This is a genomic window from Streptomyces sp. SLBN-8D4 (genome assembly GCF_049739545.1).
GTDB lineage: Bacteria > Actinomycetota > Actinomycetes > Streptomycetales > Streptomycetaceae > Streptomyces > Streptomyces canus_C.
Genome location: NZ_JBMGQC010000001.1, coordinates 117,372 through 130,122, shown reverse-complemented (window position 1 = coordinate 130,122; position 12,751 = coordinate 117,372). Strand labels below are relative to the sequence as shown.

Annotated in this window: 9 protein-coding genes; all 9 read left to right on the top strand. The window is 70.2% G+C overall.

From position 1 onward, the window contains the following. Nucleotides 1–119 precede the first annotated feature (119 nt). The 9 genes from RKD20_RS00605 to RKD20_RS00565 all read left to right on the top strand — a co-directional run bounded on the left by RKD20_RS00605 (nucleotide 120) and on the right by RKD20_RS00565 (nucleotide 12,680). Nucleotides 120–2,153: an amino acid adenylation domain-containing protein gene (locus RKD20_RS00605; protein ID WP_424875851.1), complete on the top strand. Its 2,034-nt coding sequence runs from the start codon at nucleotides 120–122 to the stop codon at nucleotides 2,151–2,153. A gap of 6 nt (nucleotides 2,154–2,159) precedes the next feature. Beyond that, the gene (locus tag RKD20_RS00600) at nucleotides 2,160–2,981 is read left to right on the top strand and encodes a thioesterase II family protein (protein ID WP_424875850.1); all 822 of its coding nucleotides are present in this window, start codon (nucleotides 2,160–2,162) and stop codon (nucleotides 2,979–2,981) included. Next, nucleotides 2,971–4,161, top strand: a complete 1,191-nt coding sequence (locus RKD20_RS00595; protein WP_424875849.1) for a cytochrome P450 — start codon at nucleotides 2,971–2,973, stop codon at nucleotides 4,159–4,161. Before RKD20_RS00600 ends, RKD20_RS00595 begins: the two co-directional genes overlap by 11 nt. Nucleotides 4,162–4,174: 13 nt before the next feature. Next, complete coding sequence (upp, locus tag RKD20_RS00590; RefSeq protein ID WP_424875848.1) at nucleotides 4,175–4,855, top strand: uracil phosphoribosyltransferase; 681 nt, start codon at nucleotides 4,175–4,177, stop codon at nucleotides 4,853–4,855. Between the two features lie 68 nt (nucleotides 4,856–4,923). Beyond that, complete coding sequence (locus RKD20_RS00585; protein WP_424875847.1) at nucleotides 4,924–6,198, top strand: ATP-grasp domain-containing protein; 1,275 nt, start codon at nucleotides 4,924–4,926, stop codon at nucleotides 6,196–6,198. Between the two features lie 27 nt (nucleotides 6,199–6,225). Continuing rightward, entirely contained in the window at nucleotides 6,226–7,551 is a 1,326-nt protein-coding gene (locus RKD20_RS00580; RefSeq protein ID WP_424875846.1) for a histidinol-phosphate transaminase, read from the top strand. Nucleotides 7,552–7,586: 35 nt separating this feature from the next. Next, the gene (locus RKD20_RS00575; RefSeq protein WP_424875845.1) at nucleotides 7,587–8,015 is read left to right on the top strand and encodes a cobalamin B12-binding domain-containing protein; all 429 of its coding nucleotides are present in this window, start codon (nucleotides 7,587–7,589) and stop codon (nucleotides 8,013–8,015) included. Further along, nucleotides 8,015–9,322 (top strand): methylaspartate mutase, encoded by a 1,308-nt coding sequence (locus tag RKD20_RS00570; protein WP_424875844.1) that lies wholly within the window; start codon nucleotides 8,015–8,017, stop codon nucleotides 9,320–9,322. Before RKD20_RS00575 ends, RKD20_RS00570 begins: the two co-directional genes overlap by 1 nt. A gap of 154 nt (nucleotides 9,323–9,476) precedes the next feature. Further along, nucleotides 9,477–12,680: a BTAD domain-containing putative transcriptional regulator gene (locus tag RKD20_RS00565; protein WP_424875843.1), complete on the top strand. Its 3,204-nt coding sequence runs from the start codon at nucleotides 9,477–9,479 to the stop codon at nucleotides 12,678–12,680. Nucleotides 12,681–12,751: the final 71 nt, after the last annotated feature.

Below are 12,751 nucleotides of genomic sequence, written 5' to 3'. Positions count from 1 at the left end.
GGCGAGGTCCTTGCAGGGACGCGGCGACATGCTGTTGCGGGTACCGACCCGGGGGGCTTCCCCCGGTACAACGCCAGTCCGTACGCCGCACCATTAGCATCCGAAGGGGACTGCGAGCCGTGGTCAACCCGATTCATGACGACAACGGTGTCTCTCTGGTCCTGGTGAACAGCGAGAACCGGCACGCTCTGTGGGCCGGCGGCCTCGACGTACCACCGGGCTGGCGCGTCGCGCACCGGGCGGCGAGCCGCCGGGAGTGCCTGGAGTACATCGGCGCCCACTGGCCGGACATCCGGCCCGCCGGACTCCCGGATGACGGGAAGGACGCGGGCGCCTGCCTGCACGACCTGTTCGCCGCCCAGGCCGCGCGCACCCCCGGGGCGCTGGCCCTGATCTGGCGGGACCAGCCGTTGACGTACCGTCAACTCGACGACGATTCCAGCAAGTTGGCCGGGTATTTACGGCAGCGCGGCGTCGGGCCCGGCGCGTTCGTGGGCCTGTGCGTCGAGCGGTCGCCGCAGATGATCACGGCCCTGCTCGGCGTCCTGAAGACCGGCGCCGCCTACGTGCCCCTCGACCCCGAGTACCCGGTCGAGCGGCTGCGGTACGTCCTGGCCGACACGGGCGCACGCCTGCTCCTGACCCAGGAGCCGCTGAGGCCGCTCTTCCCGGAGTACGACGGCGAGATCGTCTGCCTCGACCAGCACCGGCAGGACATCGACGCCCTGCCCACCGCGCCCGCGCCGGACAGCCCCCTCCCGCTGCCGTCGGACGCCGCCTACGTCATCCACACCTCCGGCTCCACGGGCCGTCCCAAGGGCGTCCTGGTGACGCACCGCTCACTGGCGAACCACAGCTCCGCCGTGAACCGGCACTTCGCGTTCGCCCCCGGCGACCGCGTCCTGCAGTGCAGGCCGCTGAGCTTTGACGCCGCCGCCGAGGAGATCTTCCCGCCGCTCCTGCACGGCGCGGCCCTGGTCCTCGGCAGCGACCCCCTGCGCCAGACGTTCCGGGCCCTGACCCAGCAGGTCATCGACACCGGCACGACCTTCCTGAGCGTGCCCACGGCCTTCTGGCACAGCTGGGTCGCGGAGGAGGACTGCCTGCTGCGGCTGGCCACGGAGTCCTCGCTGCGCACGATGATCGTGGCCGGTGAGAAGGCGGCCCGCCAGGCCCTGCTGACCTGGAAGAAACGGGTCGGCGAGGACATCCGCTGGTTCAACGTCTACGGTCCCACCGAGGGCACCATCACCACGACGGTCCACGAGCCGGGCGCCGACTGGGAGGCCGGCGAGTACGCCTCCGTCCCGATCGGCCGCCCCATCGACAACGTCCGTACGTATGTCCTCGACGACGCCCTGCGGCCGGTTCCGGCGGGAACGCCGGGCGAGCTGTTCATCGGCGGGGCGGGCGTGGCCGTCGGCTATCTCAACGCGCCGCAGACCACCGCCGAGCGGTTCCTGCCCGACCCCTTCTCCGGTGTGCCCGGCAGCCGGCTCTACCGCACCGGGGACCTGGTGCGCGCGGACGCCGACGGTTGCCTGGAGTTCCTCGGCCGCCGGGACCACCAGGTGAAACTGCGCGGCTACCGCATCGAACTCGGCGAGATCGAGACCGTGCTCGCCGAGCACCCGGACGTCCGGGCGTGCGCCGCGCAGGTGACGGGCGACGGCCCCGACAGCAGCCTCGTGTGCTTCGTGACCGCCGACGAGCGGGCCGAGCCGCCGGCCGCCGAACTGATCGCCCACCTGAGGGGCCGACTGCCCTGGTACATGATCCCGACGGCCGTCCACGTCCTGGACGCCTTCCCCATGACCCCGAACGGGAAGATCGACCGGACCGCCCTGCTCGCCCTGGAACCCGACGACGACGGCGAGGTCGCCCACATCGCGCCGCGCACCCCCGTGGAAGCGGTCCTGGCGGACATCTGGGAGGACGTCCTCGGCCGCCGCGGCATCAGCGTCGACGCCGACTTCTTCCAGGTGGGTGGCCACTCCCTGCTCGCCGCGGGCCTGATATCCCGCATCCGTGCCCGGTTCGACGTCGGCATGACGGCCCGCGTGCTGTTCGAGTCACCGACCATCGCCGGGCTCGCCGAAGCCGTCACCCGGGCGAACGGCGACGGCGCGGCGGACCGCGCCGGACGGAGCTGACCGGCGGTGGCACCGCGACAGACCGCCACCGCGCGGCCCGACAGCCCGTGGCTGCGCACCTTCGGGCCGCCGGAGCCTTCGGCCCCGGTCCGGCTCGTGTGCTTCCCGCACGCCGGGGGCGCGGCCAGCTACTTCCGGGACTGGGGTGGCAGTGCCCTCACCGGGGCCGAGGTGTGGGCCGTGCAGTACCCGGGCCGCGAGAACCGGATTCGGGAGGAGTTCCCGCCCGACCTGCACACCCTTGCCGACCAGGTCACCGAGGAGCTGCGCGGACTCCTCGACCGGCCCGCCGTCTTCTTCGGGCACAGCATGGGCGCCGTCGTCGGCTACGAGGTCCTGCGCCGCCTCACGGCCGGCGGGCGGGGCGGCGCCGTACGCCACCTCGTGGTCTCGGGGTGCGGCGCCCCCCACCGGGTGCGCCCCTTCCCCGGACAGGAAGGCGCCCGTCTCCTGGACGACGACCGGCTCGTGGCCCTCCTCAAGGAGCTGGGCTCCGGCAACGCGGACCTGCTGGACGACCCGGACATGCGCTCGGCCTTCCTGCCGGCGATCCGCGACGACTACCGCATCGTCCAGTCCTACGTCCCGCGCACCGGCGGCCCGCCCCTGCGGACCGACGTCACCGCGTTCGTGGGCCGCCAGGACGAGGCGGTCGGCCTCGGCGACGCGGGCGCCTGGGCCGGCGCGACCCGGGGCCGCTTCACGCTCCGCACCTTCCCCGGCGGCCACTTCTACCTGGGCGAACACCCGGACGACGTCCTGCATGCCCTGCGCGAGGTCCTCCGTCCCGCCACCACGATCGACACCGGGAGAGCTGATGAACGTTGACCTGTCGGACCCGCTCCTGTACCGGGACTCCGATCCCGGACCGGTCTGGTCGCGGCTGCGCGCCGAACACCCTGTCTACCGCAACCAGCGGGCCAACGGGGAGCACTTCTGGGCGGTGATGACCCACGGCCTGTGCACGGACATGCTGACCGACCCCCGCGTGTTCAGCTCCCAGAACGGGATGCGCCTCGACTCCGACCCCCAGGTCCTCGCCGCGGCGGCCGGCAAGATGCTCAACATCACCGACCCGCCCCGGCACGACAAGATCCGCAAGGTCGTCAGCTCGGCGTTCACACCGCGCATGGTGAGCCGGCTGGAGACCACCATGCGCAAGACGGCCGCCAAGGCCATCGACGAGGCGCTGGCCGCGGGGGAGTGCGAGTTCACGCGCGTCGCCCAGAAACTGCCGGTCTCGGTCATCTGCGACATGCTCGGCGTCGCGCCCGCCGACTGGGACTTCATGGTCGAGCGCACCCGCTTCGCCTGGAGCTCCACCGCCCTAGACGAGGCGGAGGAGGCGCGCAAGATCCAGGCCCACACCGAGATCCTGCTCCACTTCCAGGACCTCGCCGCGGAGCGCAGGCGGGAGCCGAAGGACGACCTCATGAGCGCCCTGGTGTGCGGCGAGATCGACGGCGCCCCGCTGACCGACCAGGAGATCCTCTACAACTGCGACGCCCTGGTCTCCGGCGGCAACGAGACGACCCGGCACGCCACCGTGGGCGGACTGCTCGCCCTCATCGACAACCCGGACCAGTGGCACCGGCTGCGCGACGAGCCCGCCCTCATGCCCACGGCGATCCAGGAGATCGTGCGCTACACCTCGCCCGTCATGCACGCGCTGCGCACCGCGACCGAGGACGTCGAGTTCGGCGGGGAGCGGATCAGCGCCGGGGACCACGTCGTCGCGTGGCTGCCCTCGGCCAACCGCGACGAGAAGGTCTTCGACGACCCGGACCGCTTCGACATCGAGCGCGAACCCAACCGCCACCTGGGCTTCATCCAGGGCAACCACTACTGCGTCGGCTCCTCGCTCGCCAAGCTCGAACTCACGGTGATGTTCGAGGAACTCCTGGCGCGGGTCGAGGTCGCCGAACTCGCAGGCCAGGTCCGCCGCCTGCGCTCGAACCTGCTGTGGGGGTTCGACTCGCTTCCCGTGAAATTCGTTCCCAGGGCCTGAGGAGAGCTGCCCCATGACCGCGCCGACCGTCCCCTCGATCGACCAGTACCTCGGCACCAGCGTCCGTCTGCTGCCCCAGACCGACCAACTGCGCGCCCTGCACACCGCGATCCGCGACCGGGACGCCCGCAGCGAGGACTTCGTCCGCTACTCGCGCCGGATCATCCGCCTGCTGATCGAGGCCGGCATGGACCTGCTGCCCTTCGAGCCGCACGAGGTCCGCACCCCGACCGGCGCGGCCTACCAGGGGCTGCGCTTCGCCTCCGGTCTGTGCGGGGTCACCGTGGTGCGTGCCGGGGAGAGCATGGAGGGCGAACTGCGGGACGTCTGCCCGGGGATCAGGATCGGCAAGATCCTCATCCAGCGGGACGAGACGACCAAAGAGGCCCGCCTCTACTACACCGCCCTGCCCGCCGACATCGCCCGGCGGCACGTCCTGCTCCTCGATCCGGTCATGGCGACCGGCGGGACCGCGCTGGCGGCGCTTCGGGTGCTGACGGACCTCGGCGTGCCCGAGGAGAACATCGTCTTCGTCAACTTCATCACCGTCCCCGAGGGCATCACCGCCGTCTGCGAGCAGTACCCGCGGGTGCGGATGGTGACCTCCGCCATCGAGGAGCGGCTGACCGAGGACGCGTGGATGCTGCCCGGCATCGGGGACTTCGGGGACCGCTACTTCGGCACGGAAGCCTGACGCGTGCGCGGCAGGCTTCCCCGGCCGGCCCGGATGCCCGTGAAACGACGACTGATCGAAGGATGCACATGAAGGCCGAACAGGGGCCGTTTCTCCTGCTGAACACCAAGGAGATCGTCTCGCGCCTGCACGAGTGGTTCCCGGACGCCGCGCGAGAGCTGGTCGTGGTGACCACGAAAGCAGACATCCCCGACGCCGACATCGCCGCGTACGCACAGCGCTTCCTCCACCTGGAGGTGGTGCCCAACCTCTGGGAGATTCCGGACGACGAACTCCTGGACCTCGCCCGGCGGTTCGGCGTACGCCGGATCCTTTCGCTCGGTGAGCGCGAGGTGCTGCGCGCGGCGCGCATGCGGGCCGAACTCGGCCTGCCCGGCCAGAGCCTCGCCTCGGCCACGGCGTACCGGGACAAGCACGTCATGAAGTCGACCCTGGCGGCGGCGGGCATCGACGTCGCCCCCATGCGCAAGTTCCGGACCGATGACGAACTCGCCGAGTTCACGTGGAAGGTCGGCTTCCCGGTCGTCGTCAAGGAACTCGACTCCGGTGCGTCGAACGGCACCGTGGTCCTGATGCACGAAGAGGACCTGCGCGCCCTCCCGGAGCGTGCCACCGGAACCCCCCGGCTGGCCGAAGCCTGGATCGAGGGCGACTTCTACCACGTCAACGGCCTCATGAAGGACGGCGAGGTGGTGCTGGCGGTGCCCTCCCGCAACCTGTACTCCGACTGGTTCTCGGTCGCCTTCGACGCCCCGACCATGACGGGGATGATGCCCGACGAGCACCCCCTGTCCGAGAGGCTGCGCAGCACCGCGCGGCAGGTCGTGGCCGCGCTGCCCGCCGTACCCGACCTGTGCGCCTTCCACCTCGAACTGTTCCACACCGCAGACGACCGGGTGGTCGTCTGCGAGATCGCCTGCCGGGCGGGCGCGGCCCTCGTCACCGACGTCCACGAAGCCGTGCTGGGCATGAACTTCTACGGCGCGAGCCTGCTCGGCCAGGCCGGACGTGGTGACCAGGTCGAGATCCACCCGACCGGCGAACGGCTCGGCTTCGTCTGGTTCCCGCCGGCCAAGGGAGTCCTGCGCGCGCTGCCCGACGCGTGCCCGCTGCCGGGGACGGTGAGCTACCGGCCCTGCGGCGACGTCGGACGCCTCTACGGCAGCTCCCCAGGACTCGGCCGGCCCGTCGCCGAGATGGTCTTCCGGCTCACCGAGCCGGACACCGGCGCGGAGCTGCGGCGGATCGAGGAGTGGTGGGACGACAACGTCGTCTGGGAGCACCGGACCAACGCGGTGCCCGACCGCTGGAAGACGCCCCGAAGGAAGCCGGCCGACGCGTAGCGGCCCGGCGATCGGACCGGAGGACCCGTGTACGAACTGCTGAAGACGATCATGATCGAGGAGCTGGAGGTGGAGGCCGACCAGGTGTCCCCGGACGCGAGCCGCGAGGACGCGGGCCTGGACTCCCTCGCCACCTTCGAGCTCTCCCTGGCGCTCAGCCAGCGCCTCGGCGTCACCATCGCCGACGAGGACCTGTTCGGCCTCAAGACGCTGGCGGACATCGCCGAGTTCATCGAGAAGCGCACCGCCGGCCTGCCGGGTTCCCCGGGAGAAACCGGATCTCGGGCGGCCGACCGAGCCGAGACCCCGCAGGACGCCGGGCTCGCCCGGCTGCTCGGTGGCGGGGACAGCTTCCACCCCGACCGCCCCGGCGGCCCCGCCCACCAACTCGCCCGCAACGAGAACCCGTTCCAGCCCCCCGAGTCCGTGCTGGACGCGATCACCCGCGCCGCCGCCGAGGCCAACCGGTACCCGGACCCGGCCTGCGGAGCGCTGCGCGCCGCACTCGCCCGGCACTACGACCTCTCCCCGGACCGCGTCGCGGTGGGCGCCGGATCGATCACGCTCCTCCAGGCACTGCTCACGGTGACCGCCGAACCGGGAGCAGCCGTCGCCTACTCGTGGCCGTCGTTCGACGGCTACGAGGTGCTCGCGGACCTCGCCGGGTTCCGCACGGTACGGGTCCCGCTGGCCAGGGAGGGGCACGACCTCGACGCTCTGGCCGCGGTGGTCGACGAGCACACGCGTCTGGTGCTGCTCTGCAACCCGAACAACCCCACCGGCACCGCGTCGGGCGAGGCCGACCTCCTGCGGTTCCTCGACGCCGTCCCGCGCACGTGCCTCGTCGTGCTCGATGAGGCGTACGGCGAATACGCGCGCGACCCCGGCCTCGGCGCCCGGCTCCTCACCTCGTGGCCGAACCTGATCGTCGCCCGCACCTTCTCCAAGGCGTACGGCCTGGCCGGCCTGCGCGTCGGCTATCTGCTCGCGGAGCCCGGCCTGATCTCCCGCGTCCAGCGCATGGTCATGCCGTTGAGCGTCAGCGACGTCGCCCAGGCCGCCGCCGTCGCGTCGCTGGCGGCGGAGAAGGAACTCCTCAGCCGCGTCCAGGACACGGCCGCCGAACGGGACCGGGTCCGCGCCGCGCTCCTCGCCCTGGGATTCGACGTGCCGCCCTCAGAGGCGAACTTCGTCTGGCTGCCGCTCGGCGCTCGTGCCGAGGAGTTCGCCGCCGCGTGCGCGTCGGCGGGAGTCGACGTACGGCCCTACCCGGAGGACGGTGTGCGCGTGACGACAGGAACCGCGGAGGCCAACAACGCGTTCCTGGCAGCGGCCGAGATGAACCGCCCGTGAATTCTGTTTCCCGTGGAAACGGAAGGACGTTCGTCGTGACCAGCCTTTCCTCGGATTCCCACATGTGGAACCTCGTTTTTCTCCAGTTACTGCTTGAGGAGAACGGCGGACAGGTGGTCAACCTCGGCGCGTGCACTCCGGACGAACTCATCATGTCCGAATGCCTCCGAGTCCGGCCGGACGCCTTGGTCATCAGCACGGTCAACGGGCACGGCCATATCGACGGACTACGGCTGATCAGGAAGATCCGCCAGAATTCGGGGCTCGCCTCCATGAAAGTCGTCATCGGCGGAAAGCTGGGCGTCCACGGTTCCCGGCACGCGGGATCCCGGGCGGAACTGGTCGCGAACGGCTTCGACGCGGTGTTCGAGGCCGACGCCGATCTCGACCGGTTCCTCGACTGCCTCGGACTGCGCACGCCCGCGCCGAAGCGCGTCCCCTCCACGGAAATCCGGAGTACCTGATGGCACCTCCCACCGGACCCGGACGCTTTACCCGGTTCGTCCGGCAAGCGTCGAGCGAAGGGAAACTGGTCGTCCAGCCGCGCATGGGATTCGGCACGGTCGATCAGATGCGCGCGGGACTCAAGGCGGTCGGCGACGTCAGCGCACCCACTGTAGGTACCATCACCGTTGACAGTTACACCCGGGTGAACGACCACGCCTCAGCGCTCCTCGCTTTGGAGAGAGGCGAGGACCTCAATGGATTCCCGCTGGTGACGCATGGCGCGGCGGTGACTCGCCAGATGCTTGCCGGAATCGCGGGAGACGACTTTCCGGTGCAGGTAAGGCATGGATCGGCGTTGCCCGGCGAGTTGTTCGCGAACCTGACGACGGCCGGCATCGATGCCACCGAAGGCGGTCCCGTCTCCTACTGCCTGCCCTATAGTCGCGTCCCTCTGGCGCAAGCCGTCGCCGCATGGGCGGAATGCTGTGAGACGCTCGCGAGAAGCAGTGAACAGGTGCATCTGGAGACCTTCGGCGGATGCATGCTGGGGCAGTTGTGCCCGCCGAGCCTGCTGATCGCCCTGAGCATCCTGGAAGGCATGTTCTTCCGCGAACACGGCCTGCACGATATTTCCGTCAGCTACGCTCAGCAGACTGATACGCAGCAGGACATCGAGGCACTTTCCGTCCTGCGCGCGCTGGCGAGCGACTGGCTCGGCGATACCGACTGGCACTCTGTCCTGTACACCTACATGGGTGTTTATCCACGCAGTCGACGGGGAGCACTCAGGCTGCTCGAGGCGAGCGCGAGGCTCGCTGTCCGCTCCGGGACCGAGCGACTGATCGTCAAGACTGCGGCGGAATCCAGCAGAATCCCGTCCATTGCGGAGAATGTCCACGCCCTGGAATTCGCAGCGTCGGTGGCCCAGCGGGAAACGGTGGTCGAACCGGCCGCAATTCCAGATTCCGGGATCTATGAAGAGGCTCAGGCCATCATCACCCACACGCTGACTCTGGGAAGCGACGTGGGATCAGCGCTCATACGCGCATTCGAACTCGGGCACCTCGACGTTCCGTTCTGCCTGCATCAGGACAATGCGAACCGCTGCCGGGCCCAGATCGACGGCCGCGGCCGGCTGACCTGGGTCAACCCTGGAGGAGTGCCGATCCCTCAGGGCCGCAGCCTGAGCGAAAACCAGCAACGGGTCACCGCCCGGGGCCTCATCGACATGCTCACCTACATCGAACGGCGTTATGACCGGGGAGAACTGACAGGACAACAGCGTCCCGCTCCACAGGACTGGAGCGGCGCCGCCGCGCCATGACCGGGCACCGGGCACCGCCCGGCAAGTGGCTCGTACCCGTACGTGTCGTGGCGTGTTCTGTGCGTCACTTCATCGGCACTCTTTCAGCACCTGCCTCGCCATACGATCGACCGTCCGTCAAGTGCGTGACCGTCGAAAGGCAAGTGCCCCCGGCATGCCGTACACAGAGCAAGAGCAGCAATCCGCGTCCCTGGCAGATCTGTCGTTCGAAGCCTTCGGAGTGATGACGGCTCGGCGCGGGGCCGAGCGAGTACCCCTCGGTCCTCCACGGCACCGGGCCGTCCTGGGACTGCTTCTGATACGGCTGGGTCAGGTGGTGCCCGCCGATCAGCTCGTCGACGAACTGTGGGGTGACCGCCTCCCCAGGCGCCCGCAGGCCACCTTGCAGACGTACCTGTCCCACCTTCGGCGCGTGTTGACAGGACAGCACGGCTCGACCGCCCTGCTGCGCTACCAGGCTCCCGGATACGTCCTGACAGCGGAGCCGGAGAGCTTCGACCTGTCCCGGTTCGAAGGTCTCGTCTCCCGCGGGCAGCGCCTTGCGGCCGACAGCGGTCTCCAGGCCGCTCGCGCAGTGTTCGACAAAGCGCTGCGATTATGGCGGGCTGATCCCTTCCTGGATCTCGCGGCCTACGCTCCGCTCGCGGAGGAGAGCGCACGCCTGAGCCTTCTGCGGACCACCGCCGTGGCGGCACAGGCCGACGCGCTGCTCGCTCTCGGCCAAGCCGGTGACGCCGTCGCGCTGTTGCGCCGTGAAGTATCCCTGCACCCCACCGACGAACGCCTGGTCGGCAGCCTCATGACGGGCCTGTACCGCCTGGGACGGCAGGCCGAGGCGCTCCAGCTGTACGACCGGACGCGCGCCCACCTTTCCGAGGAACTCGGGGTCGCTCCGGCCCGCGAACTGCAGCGCGTCCACCTGGCTCTGCTGCGTCACGAACTCGACGACCAGGCGCCTGTTCCGGCCCCCATCGAGGTGCGGGACCGGCCCGGCGGCGCGGGCGCGGCCGACGCCCCGGCCGAGCGGGAGGCGGACGGCGCGACCGTGCCCGAGGGCGAACAGCGGCGTGCGACACCGACGGTGTGCTCGGCTTTCCCCTGCCGCGACGACGCCCTCGACGCACTGCGGTCGTCCATCACCGGTGCCCTGCGTGGCAGTGGACACATCACCGCCGTCGTCGGCGAGGCGGGCGTCGGCAAGACCGAACTGGTGGCACGGGCCACGGCGGAATCGGAGCCGCAGTCACCCGAAGCGGAGGTGATCCGTGTCAACTGCCGCAGCACCGAGGGCATGCCCATCGGCTGGGTGTGGCAGCAGGTGCTGCGCCGGCTCGAGATCCCGTACGGGGTGTCGTTCGACGGCCTGCGCGGGCAGCACGTCCTCTACCCGATGACAACGCTGTCCGGACACAGCACCGACTTCACCGGACATCATTCGAACGAGATGCACTTCCTCGCTCAGGATGCGCTGTGCGAGGCGATTCTCCGACGTGCCGAGGACAACCGGCTGCTGCTCGTCCTCGAAGACGTGCACTGGGCGGACCGTCTCACACTCGACGTGCTGGGACTGCTCAGCAGCCGCATTCAGGGGCGGCCCGTCAGCGTGGTGATCACGGTCCGTGAACCCGGTCTCGGGGCCGGGCTCGACTCCGACGGTCCGCTCGTGGACCTCCTGGCCGACTCCCGCACCAAAGTGGTGCATCTGGACGACCTCGCCGAGGAACACGTCCAGGCCGCGGTCACGGCCCAGGCCGGACCCGGCGTCGACGCATCCGTCGTGCGCGCACTGTACGAACGCAGCGGCGGCAACCCCTATCTCCTCAACCAGTTGCTGGCCGACGCCGGCGGAGCACGGCGCCTGCACGATCCCCGCGTGGCCGACATCGTCCGCGCCGGGATCCCGACGGGGCTCCGCAGCATGGTGCGCAGGCGATTCGCCGGGCTGCCCCCGCGCGTCCTGCAGATCCTGAAGTGCTGCGCCGTACTCGGCACCGAGGCGACGCTGACCTCGCTCACCGGCATGCTGGACCACGGCGAGGCCGACCACGAGGTTGTGGAAGAGGTCCTGCGGACCGGACTCGTGCACAGCGACCTCGACCACCCACACCGGCTCGTCTTCCGCTACGACCTCATCCGCGACGTCCTCCTGGCGGAGATGCCCTGCCAGGAGCGGGCGGCATTGCACGCCCGCGCCGTCGGCGTGCTCAGCGCCCGCCACGGGTGCTCCGCCGAGGCGAGCGAACAGGTGGCTCAGCACGCCTGGCAGGCCGCCCTGACCCTGCCTACGGAGGACGTGGTGCCGCACCTCAGGCGTGCCGGCGAACAGGCCATCGGCGACGGCGACTACCAACGCGCGCAGACATGGTTCGAGCACGCGCACACCTTGCTCTCCGCCTTACCGCGGAACGGCGATACGGCATCGGAGCAGACGCTGGAGCTGCGCACCAGGCTCCTGTACACGACGGTCATCACCCGTGGTTACGCCGACCGCGAGGTGGAGGTGGAGGCCGGGCGCATCCGGAAGCTGTCCGCCGCCACGGCGGGCCGTACCACCGAACAGGCCGCGCTGTTGCTGCAGCAGTGCGTGGCCGAACTGGTCACCGGCCGGCACGCCGAGGGTGCCTGGCACGTGGAACAACTGCGTGCTCTCGCGGAGCAGTTCGGCGACCCGGAGATCCGGTTCTACGAAAGGATCGCCCGCGGGTTGCTGCAGTTGCCCAGTGAGACCGCCGACGCGCTCGCAGCCCTGACCGAGGCGGAGCGGACGGCCGAGGAGCTGAGCCCCGAACGGCGGATCGCCATGACCCATCAGACGCAGCACGACCCACGGTTCCTGGCCATGAACCATCGAGTCCTCACCCTGTGGTTGCTCGGCGCCACCGACGAGGCGCTTGCGCTGTGCGACGACCTGCTCGTGGCCACCGGCCGGGACGGCACACCGGTCGACCAGGCGAGCGCACACTACTTCCACGCCCTGGTGGCGGCGCTGGGCGAGGATCCCCACAGGGCGGCGACCTCCAGCGGCCGGGGTCTCGACATCGCCCGCGCCCACGGGCTGAGCTACTGGACCGCCATGCTCCAGGTGTGCCAGAGCTGGGCGCAGCAGCAGACCGGCAAGCCCGGCGCGCTCGACCGCCTGGAGTCGGCGGTCGCCGAGTTGCGCGAACGGCGTCTCCTCATCCGTCTGCCGCTCCATGTGGGCCTGTTGGCCCAGGCACAGCACAGCAGCGGAGCGATCGAGGACGCCAGGAAGACGTTGCGGTCGTCGGCTGCGGAGATCGAGTCCCGCGGAGAATTCGCCTACGCCGGCCGCAACCTGCCGTTCACCCGCCTGCGCCCCCGGACTTCCGTGTCGTAGCGGCCGGATCGAGCCGCCCGCAAGGATTCGGCAAGCGACGGCAAACGGAAGGCAAGCTCTCGGGAGAGGCA

Coding starts and splice junctions, on each gene's coding strand:
- RKD20_RS00585 (WP_424875847.1), top strand. CDS start 4,924: ATGAAGGCCGAACAGGGGCCGTTTCTCCTGCTGAACACCAAGGAGATC.
- RKD20_RS00565 (WP_424875843.1), top strand. CDS start 9,477: ATGCCGTACACAGAGCAAGAGCAGCAATCCGCGTCCCTGGCAGATCTG.
- RKD20_RS00595 (WP_424875849.1), top strand. CDS start 2,971: ATGAACGTTGACCTGTCGGACCCGCTCCTGTACCGGGACTCCGATCCC.
- RKD20_RS00570 (WP_424875844.1), top strand. CDS start 8,015: ATGGCACCTCCCACCGGACCCGGACGCTTTACCCGGTTCGTCCGGCAA.
- upp (WP_424875848.1), top strand. CDS start 4,175: ATGACCGCGCCGACCGTCCCCTCGATCGACCAGTACCTCGGCACCAGC.